The 18,179-nt window shown below is 70.9% G+C and carries 17 protein-coding genes; 12 read left to right on the top strand and 5 right to left on the bottom strand.

Going from position 1 to position 18,179, the window contains the following annotated elements; all coding sequences use genetic code 11:
• Nucleotide 1 precedes the first annotated feature (1 nt).
• Complete coding sequence (locus IEY88_RS37590; RefSeq protein WP_229694128.1) at nt 2-751, top strand: GNAT family N-acetyltransferase; 750 nt, start codon at nt 2-4, stop codon at nt 749-751.
• Between the two features lie 57 nt (nt 752-808).
• Entirely contained in the window at nt 809-1,564 is a 756-nt protein-coding gene (locus tag IEY88_RS37595) for an EI24 domain-containing protein (protein ID WP_189159687.1), read from the top strand.
• Here the strand turns inward: IEY88_RS37595 and IEY88_RS37600 are convergent.
• Together IEY88_RS37600 and IEY88_RS37605 are read right to left on the bottom strand one after the other, a co-directional pair.
• Complete coding sequence (locus IEY88_RS37600) at nt 1,554-3,512, bottom strand: beta-propeller domain-containing protein (protein WP_189159688.1); 1,959 nt, start codon at nt 3,510-3,512, stop codon at nt 1,554-1,556. The genes IEY88_RS37595 and IEY88_RS37600 overlap by 11 nt on opposite strands.
• A gap of 56 nt (nt 3,513-3,568) precedes the next feature.
• Complete coding sequence (locus IEY88_RS37605; protein ID WP_189159689.1) at nt 3,569-4,375, bottom strand: S1 family peptidase; 807 nt, start codon at nt 4,373-4,375, stop codon at nt 3,569-3,571.
• A 169-nt stretch (nt 4,376-4,544) separates the two neighbouring features.
• Between IEY88_RS37605 and IEY88_RS37610 the strand changes: the two genes are divergently transcribed.
• The 6 genes from IEY88_RS37610 (at nt 4,545) to IEY88_RS37635 (ending at nt 12,035) form a co-directional block, all read left to right on the top strand.
• Nucleotides 4,545-4,919, top strand: a complete 375-nt coding sequence (locus IEY88_RS37610) for an FKBP-type peptidyl-prolyl cis-trans isomerase (protein WP_189159690.1) — start codon at nt 4,545-4,547, stop codon at nt 4,917-4,919.
• A gap of 143 nt (nt 4,920-5,062) precedes the next feature.
• Complete coding sequence (locus IEY88_RS37615; RefSeq protein WP_189159691.1) at nt 5,063-5,599, top strand: YbaB/EbfC family nucleoid-associated protein; 537 nt, start codon at nt 5,063-5,065, stop codon at nt 5,597-5,599.
• A 35-nt stretch (nt 5,600-5,634) separates the two neighbouring features.
• Nucleotides 5,635-5,943, top strand: coding sequence for a type VII secretion target (locus IEY88_RS37620; RefSeq protein WP_189159692.1), 309 nt, complete (start codon nt 5,635-5,637; stop codon nt 5,941-5,943).
• Entirely contained in the window at nt 5,943-9,938 is a 3,996-nt protein-coding gene (locus IEY88_RS37625) for a DUF8616 domain-containing protein (RefSeq protein WP_189159693.1), read from the top strand. Before IEY88_RS37620 ends, IEY88_RS37625 begins: the two co-directional genes overlap by 1 nt.
• 21 nt (nt 9,939-9,959) lie before the next feature.
• On the top strand, nt 9,960-10,814 hold the full coding sequence (locus tag IEY88_RS37630; protein ID WP_189159694.1) for an immunity 49 family protein: 855 nt from the start codon (nt 9,960-9,962) through the stop codon (nt 10,812-10,814).
• Between the two features lie 324 nt (nt 10,815-11,138).
• Nucleotides 11,139-12,035, top strand: coding sequence for a hypothetical protein (locus IEY88_RS37635; protein WP_189159695.1), 897 nt, complete (start codon nt 11,139-11,141; stop codon nt 12,033-12,035).
• On the opposite strand, the gene IEY88_RS37640 is transcribed toward IEY88_RS37635, so the two are convergent.
• Complete coding sequence (locus IEY88_RS37640) at nt 12,019-12,552, bottom strand: hypothetical protein (RefSeq protein ID WP_189159696.1); 534 nt, start codon at nt 12,550-12,552, stop codon at nt 12,019-12,021. The two genes, IEY88_RS37635 and IEY88_RS37640, sit on opposite strands and share 17 nt — an antisense overlap.
• A 53-nt stretch (nt 12,553-12,605) precedes the next feature.
• Between IEY88_RS37640 and IEY88_RS37645 the strand changes: the two genes are divergently transcribed.
• Entirely contained in the window at nt 12,606-13,148 is a 543-nt protein-coding gene (locus IEY88_RS37645; protein ID WP_189159697.1) for an HdeD family acid-resistance protein, read from the top strand.
• Here IEY88_RS37645 and IEY88_RS37650 read toward each other — a convergent pair.
• Nucleotides 13,090-14,259, bottom strand: a complete 1,170-nt coding sequence (locus tag IEY88_RS37650; RefSeq protein ID WP_189159698.1) for a glycosyltransferase 87 family protein — start codon at nt 14,257-14,259, stop codon at nt 13,090-13,092. The two genes, IEY88_RS37645 and IEY88_RS37650, sit on opposite strands and share 59 nt — an antisense overlap.
• Nucleotides 14,260-14,415: 156 nt before the next feature.
• Between IEY88_RS37650 and IEY88_RS37655 the strand changes: the two genes are divergently transcribed.
• The 3 genes from IEY88_RS37655 (at nt 14,416) to IEY88_RS37665 (ending at nt 16,254) form a co-directional block, all read left to right on the top strand.
• Nucleotides 14,416-15,000 carry a DNA-binding protein gene (locus tag IEY88_RS37655; RefSeq protein ID WP_189159699.1) on the top strand — a complete coding sequence of 195 codons (585 nt, stop codon included), beginning with the start codon at nt 14,416-14,418 and terminating at the stop codon, nt 14,998-15,000.
• A 27-nt stretch (nt 15,001-15,027) separates the two neighbouring features.
• Complete coding sequence (locus IEY88_RS37660) at nt 15,028-15,684, top strand: RES family NAD+ phosphorylase (protein ID WP_189159700.1); 657 nt, start codon at nt 15,028-15,030, stop codon at nt 15,682-15,684.
• Nucleotides 15,685-15,783: 99 nt separating this feature from the next.
• Nucleotides 15,784-16,254 carry a hypothetical protein gene (locus IEY88_RS37665; RefSeq protein ID WP_189159701.1) on the top strand — a complete coding sequence of 157 codons (471 nt, stop codon included), beginning with the start codon at nt 15,784-15,786 and terminating at the stop codon, nt 16,252-16,254.
• A gap of 48 nt (nt 16,255-16,302) precedes the next feature.
• Here IEY88_RS37665 and IEY88_RS37670 read toward each other — a convergent pair whose 3' ends face one another.
• A complete protein-coding gene (locus IEY88_RS37670) occupies nt 16,303-18,162 on the bottom strand; it encodes a S9 family peptidase (RefSeq protein ID WP_189159702.1) in 1,860 nt (619 codons plus the stop codon).
• Between the last annotated feature and the right edge of the window lie 17 nt (nt 18,163-18,179).

Below are 18,179 nucleotides of genomic sequence, written 5' to 3' on the forward strand. Positions count from 1 at the left end.
CGTGTGGGACGTTCTCGAAAGCTTTTACGACTCTGTGCCCCGACCGGGATCTCGCGTTGAGGAACACGGCGAGCTGGTCCTGTTCGTGCAGGCGGGCGACGGCTATCCGCACTACGCCCGGCCGCGGTTCCCCGGCGGCCGGCCGACGGTCGCGGACGTGCTGGGGGTGCGCGAACGGCAGCGCGAACTCGGTGTGCCCGAAGCGTTCGAGTGGGTGCTCGAGACGACGCCCGGCCTGCTCGGCGCCGCCGTCGCGGCCGGCTTGGAGGTGCTCCAAGCTCCGTTGCTGATCCTCGATCCGGCGAAACTGCCCGAACCGCATCCGCACGTGCGCGTGCTGGGCACCCGGACCGCCGAGGTCACGGTCGTGGCGCAGCTGGCGTTCTCCTCGCCAGGCACGGCAAGGGGTGAAACCGGTGCCGCGGAACGCGACGCGGCACTCGCGGAAGCACTGCCGATGAGCGGCCGGCACCGGTACGCCGTCGCGGACGTGCCGGGCGAGGGCGTGCTGGCGTCCGGCACCGCGCAACGGGCCGGTGACGTGGTGGAGATCGCGGGCATCGGCACGTTGCCGGCCGCACGACGGCGCGGCCTCGGTGGCGCGGTCACCGCGGAACTGGCGCGGGACGCCCTGGCACGGGGCGCGGAGCTGGTGTTCCTGTCGGCCGGCAGTGACGAGATCGCGCGGGTCTACGAACGCGTCGGGTTCCGCCGAGCCGGCACGGCCTGCATCGCCGCACCTCCCGGTTAGGTCGCGAAATCGCTCCACCCGGCCTCGGCACCGGGCGAAACCGACTATCCTGCGGCCGTGATCAAGGACTTCGGTGCCGGTGTCGGTCTGCTGCTGCGTGGGTTCAGCCTGGTGTTCAGCTCGCCCAAGCGCGTGCTGATGGGAGCGCTGCCCGCGGTCATCACGGCGGTGCTGATGATCACCGGCTGGGTGGTGCTGTTCACCAACATCGACTCGGTCGCCGGGTGGCTCACCGGTTTCGCGGACTCGTGGAGCGACACCTGGAAGAGCGTCGTCGAGGTCGCCGTCGGCATCTCGGTGATCGCGGCCGGGCTCGGCCTGAGCGTGCTGCTGTTCACCGCGATCACGCTGATGATCGGCGGCCCGTTCTACGAGTACATCTCCGAGGAGGTCGAGGACGAGCTCGGCGGTGTGCCGGACGCGGAGCAGATCGGCTGGTGGCGCGGGTTCGTGGTCGGCCTGCGCAGCACGCTGCTGCTGGTCGGCACGTCGATCCTGTTCGCGATCCCCCTGTTCGTCTGCGGGTTCATCCCCGTCATCGGCCAGACCGTCGTGCCGGTGCTCGCGGTGTGCATCAACGGCTACCTGCTCGGCATCGAGCTGACCGGCATCCCGTTCACGCGCCGCGGCCGGTCCTTCAAGCAGCGCAGGCGGATCCTCGCGACCCGCCGCGGGCTCGTGCTCGGGCTCGCCGTGCCCACCTACCTGCTGTGCCTGGTCCCGCTGGCCGCGCTGATCGTGATCCCGGCGGCGATGGCAGGCGGCACGGTGTTGTCGCACCGCCTGCTCAACGGGGACCGCGCTACCGCGTGAACGGCAGCCAGGCCTGCTGGGCCAGGCCGTTGCGCGCGTTGACCTGCACGCCCGCGCTCGAGATCGACCACAGCTGGTCGCCGATCACGATCGTGCGCCGCTGCCCGCCGCCGTAGTCCTGACTGGACGGTTCGACGATCCTGCCGCCGTCGCGCAGTTGAGTGCCGTCGAGGCGCAGCACCAGAGACGAGACCTCGTAGTGCGACCGGTACGACGCCACGGGGATCACCAGGGTGCCGTCCTGCGGCCAGAAGAGGAACGCGTGCGGGTCGAACTGGGCCTCGGAGTTGGTCTCCGGCAGGTGGTACTGCGCGATCCGTTGGGGTGACGCGGGATCGGCCACGTCGAACAGCGACACCTGCGTGCCCGTCGTCCTGCCCTGGTCGGTCGCCTCCTGGCCGACGCCGATCAGCTTCCCGTCGCCCGCGGGGTGCAGGTAGGCGGAGAAACCGTTGATCTTCAGCTCCCCCATGACCTTGGGCTGCGAGGGGTTGCTCAGGTCGAGCGTGTAGAGCGGGTCGGTCTGGCGGAACGTGACGACGTAGCCCATCCTGCCGATGAACCGGACGCTGTAGATCCGCTCGCCCTTGCCGAGGCCGCCGACCTGGCCGGCCTTCGCGAGCTGGTTGCCGTCACGGCGCAGCGTGGTCACGAAGCTCTCCGACGGCGCGGGTCGCTGCGGTGGCGCCACGTCGGTGGGCATCCGCCAGCAGCACCGGGTCTCCGTGCCCGTGGTGGTGGCGACGCGCAGCACGCCCTCGTGCTCGGACAGCGAGTACTGGTTGAGCAGCGTGCCGTTCACGTCCCCGGACGCCACGTGCTTCGGCGGGCCCGGCTTGCTGATGTCGAACTGGTGGATCGCCGTGGAGACCGGGCGCCGCACCGGTGGCCTGGCGGGGAGTTCCGGTAGCAGGCGGTGGTCGTCGGCGATGTAGAGGTTGCGGTCGGTGCCGTAGACCGTGTCGCCGTCGGCCACGATCGAGACGGGCTGGCCGGTGCCGAGCTGACCGGAGAGCTCGAACGTCAGCACCGTCAGCATCGACGTGCCGGAGTGCACGGCGGGGTGGCTGACGTTCGCGCAGTCGACCAGGGTTCCACTCGACTCGGCGCCGCTCTCGTTCAGCTCGTAGCGCGGCAGCCACGACGTGATGGGCTCGTTCTGCAGGATCTCCTTGTTGCGGCGCAACGATCCCGCTTCGTTCGTCGTCTGGTCCGGGTACACCCACGAGATGCGCGGCTGCGAGCGGACGACGACGCGGGCGGTGCCGCCGATCTGGCGGGCGTCGAGGTAGAAGCCGTCGGTCTTGAGGCTGCTGATCTCCTTGAGCCCCTTGAGGTCCACGAGCACCAGCTCGGTGCCGGACTCGGGTGCGGACGACGGGCGGTCGGGCGGCATCGTCGGCTTCGTCATCGGCACGGGGCTGTCGGTGACCACCAGCGCGCGGTCGCCGGAGACCAGCAACTGGCTCGCACGGCGTTCGCCGAGGTCGACGGTGCCGGTGATGGCCCTGCTCGCCACGTCGATCACGCGCAGCTTGCCGTCGGCGATGGAGACGACGCGTTTTCCGTCCGTCTTCACGATGTCCGGCTCGTCGACGCCCTGCTCGTGGACGTTCGTCGTCGAGTGGCCCTGCTGCTGCGCGGGCGGAGTCGCGGCGGTGGGCGCGTCGGGCATGGACTTCTGCGCGACGCCCGCGCTGTTGTCCGTCGCCATGCCCTCGGCGAACATGATGTTCGCGCCCCCGAGTCCGTACGCGGTGACGTACGGGGTCATGGCGCGGCGCAGTTCGGCCACTGCGCCGTCGCACGAGTCGAACGCGACGAGACGCACCGGCCCGTAGTCCACGATCGGTGGTGGCGCGAGGGTTTCGTCCCGCACCGCGGAGCTCACGCACACTCCGGCGACGGCCAGCACGGCGGCACCGGCCAACAGCTTCTTGCCGTTCATGGTGTGAGGACGTAAGCGGGGCCGGGAAGGGTTGCCACCCTTCCCGGCTCACTTTCTTACAGCTGTGCCTGGATCTGCGCCGCATACGCGGAGACACGGGCGTAGACGCCGGGGTAACCGGCGGCCGCGCACCCCTCGCCCCACGACGTGATGCCGATCAGCTTGCCGCCGGCCACGAGCGGGCCGCCGGAGTCGCCCTGGCAGGTGTCGGTGCCGCCCTGGGTGTAGCCGGCGCACACCATGTGCGCGGACTTGAAGTCGCTGCCGTAGGAGCTGGTGCAGCTGGAGTTGCTGGTCAGCGGCACGGTGGCCCGCAACAGGTAGCGCGAGGCCGAGCCGCCGGAGGACGTGGTGCCCCAGCCGAGGATCGTCGAGCTGGTGCCCGCGGTGTAGAGCGCGCTGTCCGCCGAGGTGGCGAACGGGATCGGGGTCTGCGACAGGTTGCGGTCGAGCGTGAGCACCGAGACGTCGTAGCCGAGGGTCACGTCGCGGTAGCTCGGGTGGATCCAGATCTTCGTGACGCGCGCGACGGTGCCGGCGGTGGAGTTCTTGTCGTCGCGGCCCGCCACGACCCGAACCGCGGATGCCGCGTCGCCCACGGTGCAGTGCGCGGCCGTGACGACCTTGTTGGGCGCGACGAGAGTGCCGCCGCAGTACTGGAAACCGCTGCTCGTGGCCAGGTAGACGACCCAGGCGTAGGTGGACGTGCTCGCGCGCGTGCCACCGACGATCTGGGTGCCGAACTCGCCGTCGGCGGTCGGGGTCGGAGCTGCTTCGGCCACGCTGACGCAGGCCATGGACAGCGTTGCCGCCGCCAGTGCCGCGCCGAGCAGAGACCGGAGGCGGTGCAGGGTTGCCGCCATGATCGTCTCCTTCTTCTGTTGTGTCCCCGGCTGCAGGGCCGGTGGTCATCAAAGAAAGACATGACTCCGTGTGGACGGGGTAGGGCTGGTCTGCGTAGGCCATTCGGCCGCGCGCGCCCGCGCGTGATTGGATCGACCGCGAACAACCCCGTTCCGAGAGGAAGTTGTGATGGCCCCCACGAAGCCTGAGGTCGACCCGCACGACGGCCCGGCGCCCGCCGACCTGCTGATCGAGGACATCACCGTCGGCGACGGCCCGGAGGCCACGGCCGGACAGTTCGTGTCCGTGCACTACGTCGGTGTCGCGCACTCGTCCGGTGAGCAGTTCGACGCGTCCTGGGACCGCGGCGAGGCGTTCCAGTTCCCGCTCGGTGGCGGCCGCGTCATCCAGGGCTGGGACCAGGGTGTCCAGGGCATGAAGGTCGGTGGCCGCCGCAAGCTGGTCATCCCGCCGCACCTGGGCTACGGCGCTCGCGGTGCCGGTGGCGCCATCAAGCCCAACGAGACGCTGATCTTCGTCGTCGACCTGCTGGGCGTGAACTAGTCAGTCAGGCCGAGCGGCGTCCCACTGGTCTGTTCAGTGGGACGCCGTTGGTCTCTTCAGCCGATTTGACCTCCGCGTGGAACGAGATCGGATCCGGCTGCGTCATTCTTTGAGTCCGCCGCAGCTCCAGGAGGGAACCACCGGTGCCCGAGGACATCGCCGGGTCCGAGCAGATGCTCGCGAACTGGAACCAGAACATCCAGGAACGCGCCGCGCGCTACCAGGAGATGGCGGCGCGCGTGCAGGGGATGACGATCTCCGAGCGGTCCTCGGACGGTTCGATCGAGATCCTGGTCGGGTCCAACGGGATCCTGCAGAACCTCGTGATCACCGAGTCCGCCTCCGGCAAGCGCATGTCCGAGGTGAGCGGCGAGATCATGAAACTGCTGCAGCGCGCGCAGTCCCGGATTCCCGAGCTGCTGCAGGAAGCCATGGCCGAGACCATCGGCACGCAGGACGAGACGGCCACCGTGTTGTTCAACGAGGCCAAGAAGAACTTCCCCGCGCCGCCGGCCGAGGAGCCGACGCGCACGCCGTACGACAGCAACGAGATCAACTTCCGGCTCGACGACGACGCACCGCCGCCGCCGTCCCGGCCCACGCCACCGCCTCCGCCGCCGCGCCGTCGCCCGCCCAGGGATGACGACGACGACTTCGGCGGGGAGTCCGTGCTCACCTGATCTTCCTGTCCGCTGCCCGAACTTGAGGGGGTTCGATGACTTCCGGTGGTTTCAACGTCACCTCGGACGTGCTGGAAGCGCACGCCAAGGCCTTGGAGGGCCTGCACGGGCGTTTGCAGGGGGCAGTGGACGCGGCGAACACCGTGTCGATGCCGACCGACGCGTACGGGATCATCTGCCAGCCGTTCCGGATGCTGCTCGACCCCGTCGAGCAGTGGGGCACGGACGCGCTGAAGGGCGTTGCGGAAGCCATGGACGCCACCGCCAAGAAGGTCACCGCGACCGCCAAGCACTACCAGGAAGTCGAAGACCAGATCGTCCGTGCTCTCCAGGGCGGCGCCTGATGTCGACGCCGAACCCCTTGGTGGCACAGGCTCCCGCCGAACCGTCCGGATTCTTCAACGCCGGCACCGGTGACAACGGCTGGGCGACCGGCTTCTCCATCGCCGACTCGGCGATGGACGCGTACAAGGGCATCTCCGAGGGCAGCTGGATCGAGGGCGGCCTCGGCGTCGTCGGCCTGGTCGCCGACGCCGCCTCGATGGCGATCGACCCGTTCGGCACGCTGCTGTCGTCCGCGGCCTCGTTCCTGATGGAACACATGCAGCCCTTGAAGGAGGCGCTGGACTGGCTGGCGGGCGACCCGCCGGTGATCCAGTCGTACTCGACGACGTGGGGCAACGTCTCGCAGGAGCTCGGCAAGATCGCGGGCGACTACAAGTCCGCCGTCGACGGCACCGGCGAGTGGACCGGTGCCGCGGCCGACGCCTACCGCAAGGCCGCGGGCGAGCAACTGGACGCGTTGTCCGGCGCGGCCTCCACCGCGGGTTCGGTCGGCACCGTCGTCGGCGTGATGGGCATGGTCGTCGGGTTCGTGCGCGAGATGGTGCGCGACCTGATCGCCGACCTGGTCGCGAAGCTGATCACGTGGGTGCTGGAGGCCGTGTTCACCCTCGGCTTCGGCACGCCGGTGATCGTCGCGCAGGCCGTCACCGCGATCTCGAAGTGGGCCACGCGGATCGGCGAGCTGATCCAGAAGCTCATCAAGACCATCAAGAAGGTCTCGCCGCTGCTCGGTCGTCTCGTCGAGATCTTCACGAAGATCATGAAGGTCGTCGGCAAGCTGGTCGGCAAGGTGACCGGTCTCGACGTGATCTCCACGAAGTCCATCAAGCCCGGTGGCCTGTTCCACAGCACCAACGCCCCCGATCTCTCGCCTTCGGGCGGGCGGGGCACGCCTTCTTCCTCCTCGCCGGACAGCTCTCCGTCCACTCCGTCCACTCCGGACTCGTCGCCGTCCGCCCCTTCGTCGCCGTCCTCACCGTCCTCACCGGACAGTTCACCGTCGTCGCCTTCCTCTCCGTCGTCACCGTCGTCACCCTCCTCTCCGTCGTCGCCTTCCTCGACGCCGGACGCGCCCTCGCGGGCCCCGGACAGCTCGTCGCCGTCCTCCGCGTCCCCGCCCGCGGCCCCGTCGCGCACCCCCGACGCCCCGTCGACCCCGGACGCCCCGTCCCGCACCCCGGACGGCTCCACTCCCGACTCGCCGTCCCCGTCGCGCACGCCGGACAACGCCTCCGCCCCGTCGGCCCCGCGCACCCCGGACGGCTCCTCGTCCGCGCCGTCTGGCCCCAGCGCACCCCCGCACGCCTCCTCGGCCCCGTCGTCCACACCGGACGCCCCACCTCGCAACACGGGCCAGACCGTCCAGTCGTCCGTGGCACCGCCCGAGGCCCCGTCCCGCCCGGACGCCCCGCACACCCCGGCCCCGCGCACTCCCGACGGCTCCCCGTCGACTCCGTCCCAGGCGGGCCCGACGGGCGGCGGCGCAGCCCCGAACGCGGGCGGCAACGCCCCGTCGTCCCCCGCCGCAGGCCGCCCAGCAGCCGGCGGCCCCGGCTGGACCGGCACCCCGGGCAACCGAGGCGACCTGGGCTCCGGCGCCCCGGCCCCGCGCACCCCGGACACGTCGACCTCGGCAGCCAGGGCAGACGCCCCCGCCCGCCCGGCCTCGACCCCGTCGACGCCCTCCGCACCGTCATCGCCATCGATGCCGTCATCCCCATCGATGCCGTCCAGCGGCGCCCCGTCCGGAGGCATGCCACAGGCACCGTCGGCAGGCACCCCGCACAGCCCGTCGACCGGCGGCACCCCGAACACCTCGCGCCCCGACGCGACTCCCCCGAGCCGGGCCACCACCCCGTCGGCAGCGGCACCACACGCCCCGTCGGCCCCGTCCCACTCCCCGTCGGCCCCGTCGCACGCTCCTTCACCGCCGGCGCACGCGCCGTCGGCAGGAGGGCCGCACGCTCCTGCGGCAGGCGCCCCGAACGCTCCCCGAGCCGACGCCCCGACGCGCCCGCAGTCGTCCGCCCCGACGACGCCGAACGCACCGCACAGCCCGTCCGCCCCAACGACGCCGAACGCACCGCACAGCCCGTCCGCCCCACACGGCGGCCCCAACGCACCGCACAGCCCGTCCGCCCCACACGGCGGCCCCAACGCACCGCACAGTCCGTCCGCCCCACACGGCGGCCCCAACTCGCCGTCCCGCCCGGACGCTTCCCACCGCCCCGACGCCCCATCCCGCCCGGACGGCAGCGGCCCCGGCAACCGTCCGGACGGCTCACGCCCCGACACCCCGCGCCCGGACGGCTCGCGTCCCCACAGCCCGCAAAGCCCGGACGCCCCGCGCCCCCACAACCCGCAAAGCCCGGACGCCCCGCGTTCCCGGGGCACCGACACCGCGGCACCCCCACACCGCCCGGACGCCGACGCCCCGCACCAGGCAGACGCCCCCCACCACGGCCCAGACGCCGACAAACCGCACGACAACACCCCGAACAGCGACCCGGACAGGCCGCACGACGGCGACTCCCCCAACAGCGACCCGGACGCCCCACCCGCCGACCGGCCCACCCCGGAGCAGGCGCACGCCCGGCACGCCGAGCACACCCCGGCCGGCGTCTCCCACCACGGCGGCGACCGCGACATGGGCGACCTGCCCCACCGCGTCCCGAACGACCCCCGCTACTTCACCGCCGACGTCCACATCACCCCCGACGGCAGGGCCCGCATCGGCGGCCACGACTACACCCCCGCCGAGTACGCCGACATGCTCCGCCGCGCCGGGTACGACGGCAGCACGCCGGTCCGGCTGATCGGCTGCGACGCCGGCAGCAACGACTTCGCGCGGCAGTTGTCGAGGCACCTCGACGCACCCGTCCTCGCCCCGACCAAGCCGGCCTGGACCGACAGCCACGGCCGCGTCTTCACGAGCGACCCCGAGATCCACCCGGACGGCACCCGCCAGCCGAAGATCCCGCCGAACGGCGAGTGGGAGACCCACCACCCCGACGGCTCGCGGACCAGGACGGGCGACGACGGCTTCGCGCCCGGCACGCACGACAAGGACGTCGACCCGTCCGACGCGCGCGATCGCATGGCGCAGCGGAACATCCCGGACTCCCCGGTCGACATCGAGACGCGAAACCCTCCCGCGCTCGTCGAGGAGAAGCTCAAGGACAAGGACTACCGGGACAAGTACTTCGACGGCCCGGACAAGAACGGCGACTACAGCCGCAAGAACGCGAACCAGGTCGACGCCAACGGCGACGACGTGCCGAAGCTCGTGGAGAACCCGAAGGGCTCCGGCAACTTCGAGCCGTCCTCGGACGCCTACACGCCGGCGAAGTTCCGCGACGACATGCCCGAGGTCAAGCACGACGCCACCCCGGAGCAGAGGTCGGCCGCGCAGGACATCATCGACCGCCGGGAAGCCTCGCTCGACCGCACCAGGACCGCGGAGGACGCCTACCAGAAGGAGATCGCCGGCGGCCGCGACGCGAACCAGGACACGATCGACGAACGCCGCGCGGCACACCACGAGCGCACCGAGGTCGGCGAGGAACTCGGCGAGCACGCCGCGGCCGACGCCGTGCGCGACTCGTTCCCGCCGGAGAGGTTCGACGTCACGCCGTTGCACGACCCGGACGTCAAGGGTTCCGGCCGCTTCGACCAGGTCTACGAGGTCCACAACAAGGAGACCGGCGAGACCCGCCTGGTGATCGTCGAGGCCAAGGGCCCCAACGCCGACCTGGGCACCCGCCGCCACGAGGGCGTGAACTACCAGCAGGGCCACCCGGAGTACGTGACCAGCGTCATCGAGAACATGCGGGACAACGGCACCGCGGCGGAGAAGGCGCTCGCCAGGCGGCTGCAGGACGCCCAGTTGGACGAACTGCTGGACTTCCAGGTCGTCAAGGCGAAGGTCAACGGCAGCGGCCCGACCGCCGAGTACGGTGGCTACAGCCAGAAGCACTTCGACCTGTCACAGTAGGCGGAAGGGATCAGTCCGGTGGTGACCGTCGCACGACACGAGATCGACGTCGTCAAAGCCCAGCACGAGGCGGACGACCTCGCAGGCGACCGGGAGCGGTTGACCAGCCGGATCCACCGCAACGCCAAGGCTTTGCGCTACCTGCACTCGGGAGCGCTCACCGAGGCCGCGTGGCGCACCGCGCTCGACCCGGCGGCGTCGCAGGGCGCCACGTGGGAGGCCGTCGGCCTGGCCATGCAGTCGGCCGCGGCGATCTTCGCGGTCTCGAACCAGGAGTCGGGCGAGGTCACGTTCAGGGTTCTCGACGAGGACCACACGGTCACCGCCCAGGGCCCGACCCAGGACGCCATGATCAGCCTGTGGCTGAAGGCGATGTACCTGGCCATGATCTGCCGCGAGCGCCCTCGCATCGATCTGCTCACCCAGACCACCGAGGACGCGCTGCGCCGGCGGAGCGGCGAGACCGACGAGTTCCAGTACGACTGGATCAAGACGCTGCAGACCTACTGGCGGTCCGAGCCGGGTCTGATCGACACGCTGCTGCGTGCCATGCGGGGCGCGGACCCCGAGGCCGACACGGTCGCGGGCGGCGAGATGGTCGCCCAGGTCTTCTACCCGCCCATGGAGCTCTTCTACCTCCTCACCCAGCGCGAGGACGCGAAGTTCAACTCCTCACTCGCCAAGGCGCTCGAGCTCCACCGCCAGTACTGGACGGCGACGCCCGAACGCACGACCGACCCCGAGGGGTTCGTCGCCTGGCGCCTGCTCGCCCTGGCCTGCCTCGCCGAGGACGCCGGGGTCGAGATCACCGTGGAATCCGACTACCTCCCGAAACACCTCCTCGACGGCACCTGGGTCGGCGAGACGCAGCTCTGAAACACGTCGCCGAACGGGTACGTCGCCCTCGCGCCCCTGGGACTGACGAGCGTGGCACACGACGCGGGCATCCCGATCGACATCACCTCGGTGTACTTGCGCGACGGCTCCTGGACGCGGGGGAACCAGGGCCGCGGGAAAGGCCCGCTCATCGGGCGTGACCAGGGGACTGTGAGCGTGGCCACGCGCCCATCCAGTGGAACCGCAGGGCCGGACGCCCACTCAGAGTTGTGTGAACCGCGCGGGGAACGGTGACCGTCCCGCGCGCGTCGCGACGGCCCGATAAGATCAGCGGGCTTTCACGGGGAGAGGGGCGAGGACCACATGAGCCAGCCGGCGACACCGCTGAGCGAGCAGGACCAGCAGCAGTTGGTGCGGCAGATCGGCCGTGCCATGCTGCCGGCCGTACCTCAGGGCTGGCAGCGCATCCGGGCCGAGTACCGCGCGGCGGGCAGGCACATCGAGGTCGACCTGGCGTTCGCCGGACCCGATGGCCAGCTGCGCCCGGTGCGGCCGCCGATGGACGTCGTGCAGATGTTCGGGCACCTGCGCGGAGGGATGTACCACCCCGAGCGCGGCACCTGGCTGAGCGCGACGTACGAGATCGAGGCGCCCGCGGCGTTCACGGTGGACTTCAACGCCGAGGACGAACCGCGCTGGCGCAACGCGCCGCCGCCCATCGGGTTCCGCGACGAGCTGCAGACGTTCCCGCGGCCGGACCGGCATATCCCGGACTGGTGGCGCCAGCGCGTCGGCCTGCCGCCGCTGCCCGCGCCCGAGCCGGAACCCCAGCAGCCGCAACAGGAGTTCCAGGTGCCGGCGGCGCAGCCGGTCCCGCAGGCCGGCGGTGACGAGCTGCGCACCGCACGCGTGTACGACGGCAAGAACGACGACGGCCGCATCGTGGTGAACCGTCAGCCGGTCGACCCGCAGGTGCTCGACGGGCTGCTGAACTACCTCGAGTCGGCGCCGGTCGTGCTGGCCGCGCGCAGCTACGACCTCGACGAGTTCTCGCAGAGCGGCGAGCAGGACGTGCCGCTCAACTTCCGCACCGACGGCACGTGGATCTGGGCCGGTGCCGTGCCGCACTACCTGCGCAAGTACGGCCTGCCGCCGGAGCCCGAGCTGGTGGCGCACGCGGTGGCGCGCGGTTTCCAGGTCGCCGAGGTGAACGAGCAGACGCAGGACCGCGCCGTCTCGATCATCACGGGTCAGGGCTAGCCAGGGTTCGGAGGTACGCCTCTCCCCGCGGGGAGAGGCGGTACCCCACCTCGAGGGACTCGGTGAGTCCCACGGCCTTGAGCTTGCGGACGTCCGCCTTGAACGGCAGTTTCTCGCGGCCGACGGACGCCGCCAGGTCCGCGGCCCGCACGCCCGGGTTCGCCGCGATCAGCCGCAGCAACGCGAGCGCGTCCTCCTTCAACGTCAGTCCGTCCACATCGGACGAAGAACGCAGCTCGATGCGCGGATCCTCGCCCACGAAACGCAGGCGGATGCGGTAGAGCGAGCCCTCACGTCCGTCCACTGTGGACCTCAGTGCCGTCACGGTCGGGAATCCCGCCGCCACCGCCTCGGCACGGCTCACCCGTGTCACGACGTCCATCGCTTCGATCGCCAGGACGCCATGCGACGTCCGCAACGTCCCTCCGGCGCGCACAGCCGGCCGTTTCCAGCGCCGGAACTGCAGCGTGATCTCGCCGGACCGGATGCGTTCCCAGTCAGCCACTCGGATCAGCACAGGACGAGGGTCTCAGGTTGCCGGTCCCCGCGACAGCCGAGACGATCCTGACCATGCAACGGTGGTGGCTCTTCACGGTGCGCGGAGTGTTCGCTGTCCTGTTCGGTGTGGCCGCCCTGGTCTGGCCCGGTCTCACACTGCTGGCGCTGATCATCCTTTGGGGCGCCTACACGTTCTTCGACGGCGCGATGACGCTGTACCTGACGCTGACCCACAAGGAGTGGCCGCGCTGGGCCCTCGGCCTCATCGGCGCGCTGGGCCTGGTCACGGGCTTGATCGCGTTGTTCTGGCCGGGCATCACGGCGACCGCGCTGCTGCTGCTCATCGCGGTGTGGGCGATCGTCACCGGCGTGCTGCAGATCGTCGACGGCATCCGCCTGCGCAAGGTGATGACGAACGAGTGGTTCTACGTCGTCACGGGCGCGTTGACGGTGCTGCTCGGCGTCATCCTGGTCGTGAACCCTGCCGCGGGCGCGATGGCGTTCGTGATCACGATCGGTGTGTTCGCGATCCTGTGGGGCGTGGTGCTGGTGCTGTTCAGCCTGCGGTTGAAGCGGCTCGACGGCGGTCTCGTACGACCCGCACGGCGAGTGTGACCAGCACGGCGATCCCGACGAACACGTAGAGGTTGCCGATCACCTGCTGCCACCACGTCCAGTCGCGTTCGACGTCGTTGTCGCGCGGGAAGAGCCAGTGCGGCCCGATCGCGAACACCGCCACGACCGCCCACGACGCCCAGTGACGACGCAGCTCGGGCCGTGCGAGCAGCACGAGCGCGGGCGCGATCCACACCCAGTGGTGCCCCCACGACACGGGCGAGATCAGCAGGCCACCGATCGCCACGACGAAGAACGCCTCGAACTCCCCGACCTGCGACGCCAGCCACCACACCGTCGCCACGACCAGAAGCGCCAGCACGAGCCACACGCCCACCTGGGCACCGTTCTCGAGGCCGAAGCGCGCCACCGTGCCGCGGATGGACTGGTTCGACGCGTAGGTGAGACGTCCGACACGGCCCGGATCGAGCAGCGCGTGCGTCCAGTACTCCTTCGCGTCGCCGAACGAGACGAGGAACCCCACGAGCACGAAGAAGAAGAACGAGCCGATGGACACGAACACGGGCTTCCACTGCCGCCGCGCGACGAAGAACAACGCGAAGAACGCCGGCGTCAGCTTGATCGCGGCCGCGAGCCCGATCAGCGCGCCACGCGGCCACCAGCGGGTGCGTTCGAGCAGGCAGTCGGCCATCACCAGCAGCCCGAGCAGCAGGTTGACCTGCCCGAACCACAACGTCTCGCGCAGCGGGTCGAAGATCGTCGACACCGCCGCCGCGCCCAGCCCCCACTTCACGGCGTCCGGACCCCAGCCGAGCACGCGCTGCGCCGCGATCAGGCACAACCCGGTGAGCATGGCGAGGTTCGCCGCCGCCACCACGAAGATCGCGACGCCGAGCGGCACGAGCGCGAGCAGGCTGAACAGCACCGCGGCGATCGGCGGGTAGGTGAAGGGCAGGTCGGGCCCGCCGAGCGGTTTCGCGAAGCCCTCGATGTAGAGCGGGATGTCCTGGAGGAACGCCGCGCCGCCGTTGCGGTAGACGCGCAGGTCGAGCGACCACCCCTCGGGGCGGTACATGACGTAGGCGAGCGTGGCCACCATGACGGCGGCCCAAGCCACCACGACCCGCTTGGCGGTGCGGTCGAGCTGCATCCGGGAATGGTATCGATGTGCCAGATGAGGCCCACGTCACCGGTCTGGACCGGCGCATCTCACGTAGCGTCGTCGCGTGAGCGCACAACGTCGAACGTTCGTGGTTGAGCCGTTCGTAGGGCGCACAAATGCGCACGCACGGGTTATTCTGTGCGCATGAGTCCAGCCTTGGAGACGGTGCTGGCCAAGGCCGGCCTGCAGGTGAGTCCCGACGAGTTCCTGGCCCTCGTGACCGACGCGGCACGAAGGCTCGCCCCACCGCACCCGGAGCCGGCCACCTACTTCACGCCGGAACAGCGGACGGCCCTGGCCGACGTGGGCCTGGACCTCTCCCCGGCGCGCCCGTCCGACGCCAAGCCCCGCACCCGCACGGTCGTGGCCCACGCGGTCCTGCGCGACTCGGCGCTGACCGTGAACGAGGCCGCGCGCCAGCTCCAGGTCGACACCAGCCGCATCCGCCACCGCCTCGGCGTCGGCAGGCTCGTGGGCTGGAAGGACAGGGGCAGCTGGCGCCTGCCCGCCTGGCAGTTCGCGGGCACCGGCGTACTGCCCGGCCTGGAAACCGTCCTCGCGGACATCCCGCAGGACCAACCGGCGCTGGTGGTGGCCGCGTTCATGACCACCCTCCAGGAGGACCTGCCCGTGGACGGCAAGCCCGCGACCCCGCGTGACTGGCTCCTCGCCGGAGGAGACCCGCGCCGGGTGGCCACCCTGGCGTCCACGCTCGGCACACCTGCCTGAGCGTTCCCGAACACCGACAGGACCCGAATGTCACGGCTTCCGCAGCCGCCTGCCCCTGCCGTGCTCCAGGCGCACCTGCGCCGCACCGAGGACGTGGTGGCGGTGCACCGGGCGACCCGCCTGGTGCGCGTCTTCACCGCGAAGGGCTCCCACCCCCAGCGCTGGAACTCGTTCCGCTACACGGGCCCCCTCCCCCACGCCCGCTTCGACGCACAACTACCGGCGGACGACGGCTCACCGGTGCAGGACCACGAGAACGGCGTCCTGTACTTCGGCCTGTCCGTCCGCACGTCGATCGCCGAGGTCTTCCAGGCGACGTCGATCGTGGACCGCCGCACCCGCTCGCCGTTCCTGGTCGTCCTGCGCCCTCGCCGCACGTTGAGGCTGCTGGACCTCGGCGGGTTGTGGCCCACGCGCGTCGGGGCGTCGCAGGAGATCTCCACGGGGCCGAAGATCGTGACCCAGGCGTGGTCGCGGGCGATCCGGGCGGCCTACCCGGAGCTGGACGGGCTCTGGTACCGGTCGTCGATGGACTCCGGTGACCCGGCCATCTGCCTGTGGGACCCGCCTGGGGCTTCCGGGTTGCCGGCGGCTCCCGACGTGTTGCTGCCGCTGGACCACCCGGGGCTGGACCTGCCGTTGGCACGGGTGTGCGAGGAGCTCAACTACACGCTGCTGGGCTGACCTGGGCATTGCAGAAAGCTGCAAGCGTTCCGCACGATCCCCCTCCCATGATCCCCCCAGCCGCTGCCGACCACGGCGCGGAGAGGGAGGGGACCGACGATGTTCAAGGGGAAGCAAGAGGCGATGCGCGCGGTGGCCAGGCTGGCCGTCGCCGCCGCGTTCGTGACGGGAGCCCTGGTCACGGGCACAGCCGGAGCCCAGGCCGCACCGGCCGCTCAGGCACCGGCTGCCGCGGCGGCGTGCACCCAGGTCGGGAACGTGTCCGGCACGGTCAGCGCGTTCACGCTGTACGACAGCAACAACTACACCGGGGCGTGCGTCACGTTCTGGAAGTACGGCGCGTGTTCGGCGTCCACCACCGACATCGAGGGGATGTGGAACCTCTCCGGCTGGGGCTGGGACAACCGCGCCAACTCCGTGCGCACGTACAACAAGTGCGACCTGAAGCTGTTCGACGTGCGCGACTGCCCCGGCAGCGGCACCCGTTCCACCTGGATCGACCAGAGCGCAGACCTCAGGCTGGGATCGATCAACTGGCAGAACCGCGCGTCCTGCGTCGAGATCAGCTGACAGCAGAGCAGGCTGCTCCGGGCGCGACGGCCGGAGCAGCCTGGCTCGTCAGGCCTTGAGGTAGCGGTCCCACCACTCCAGCACGGCCTCGAAGCGCTGCTCGCGGTGCCGCGGCTGGCCGGAGCGGGTCAGCTCGTGGCCCTCGCCCGGGAAGATCAGCATCTCGGTCTCGACGCCGCGCCGCTTCAGGGCCACGAACATGCGCTGCGCCTGTTCGAGCGGGCAACGCCAGTCGTGCTCGGAGTGGACGACGGCGAACGGCAGGTTGATCTTCTCGGCGTAGGTCAGCGGCGACATCGCGCGCTGGGCGTCGGGATCGGTGCCGCAGTAGGCGTCGGCGAAGAAGTAGCCGATGTCGGACGAGCCGGAGAACGAGTCCCAGGCGTTCACGGCGCGCTCGGACCAGGCCGCGCGGAACCGTTCGCCGTGGTGCGCGGACAGCCACGACGTCATGAAGCCGCCGTACGAGCCGCCCATCACGCCGACGCGCTCGGAGTCGGTGTCCTCGCGGGCCAGCGCGACGTCCAGGAGGGACAGGACGTCGTCCACGTCGACGGTGCCGAACTTGCCGATCACCGCCTGGCCGTGGGACTCGCCGTAGCCCGCCGAGCCGCGCGGGTTCGGCAGCACGACGGCGTAGCCGGCGGTGGCGTAGACCTGGGCCTCGTCGAAGAAGCCCCAGCTGTGGTACATGAACGGGCCGCCGTGCACCGCCATGACGACGGGGTGCGGGCCGTCGCCGTCGGGCAGCACGAGCCAGCCGTGCACCGGGTAGCCGTCCGAGGCGGAGCCGTTGAGCTCGACGACGCGGCGGGCAGGCACCGACGGGAATGCCGTGCGCACACCGGTTCCGACGAACTCGACCTGTCCGACGCTGTCCGGAGTGGACACGACGGCGACCACAGTGGACCCGTGGGAGGCGAACGACCGGACCGCGGCCGAAGAACCTGCCAGCACCTCGCCGGGCCCGCCGTCGAACGGGATCCGCCGCAGTTCCAGGGCGCCGCGGTTGCGCACGACGAGCAGCACGCCGGACGCGTCGGCCACGGGCTGGCCCGAAAGCCGTTCCACGTCAACGGTCTCGGCGTCGGTGAGGCGGACAGGGGCGGAACCGTCCACAGGCGACTTCCACAGGCCGAGGTTGCGCGCCACGGCGTCGATGCCGGTGAACTCGGTGCCCAGCCAGTAGAGCGAGCCGCCGGCCACGAACGGCATCGTGACCTCGCCGGCCCCGCGCACCAGCAGCGACGCCGTGCCGCCGCCGGCGGGAACCGTGTACAGGTCGGACTTCAGGGTCTCGGAGACGCCCAGTTCGTGCGGCGCGACGAACACCAGCGTCGAGTCGTCGAGCCAGGCCGGGTCGGAGACGTCGTGCGTGCCGTCGGTGACCTCCGTGACGGCGCCGTCCAGCGTCACGACGTGCAGGCGCGGGCGGCGATCGCCGACGAAGCCGACGTCGTCGGCGCGGTAGTCGAGGCGCGTGATGCGGCGCGGCGCCTCGGACTCGGGGCCGTCGTCCGTCGTCCCGTAGCGACCGGCCTCGGGCACGCGGGCCACGAACACGAGCCGCGACGAGTCCGGCGACCACACCGGCGCACCGGCGCCGAGCGGCAGGTCGGTCAGCCTGCGGGGTTCGCCGCCGTCGACGGGAACGACGTAGACCTGCGGTTTCGACTTTCCGCTGACGCGCAGGAACGCGACCAGTTTGCCGTCCGGAGAAATGCGCTGCGCATTGTCACGATCACCGTGCGTCCACGGTGTTGTCGTGCCGTCCGGGAACACCCGGTGCAGACCGCCCCGGTAGGTGTTCTTCTCGAGATCGGGCGTGGTGATGCTGACCAGCACCAGGTCTCCGGACACGGCGACGGTGCCGGGCGTGGTGAGCAGCTGCAGGTCTTCAGGGCGCACGGCGTGGACGCTAACAG

The organism is Lentzea pudingi, assembly GCF_014646255.1.
GTDB lineage: Bacteria > Actinomycetota > Actinomycetes > Mycobacteriales > Pseudonocardiaceae > Lentzea > Lentzea pudingi.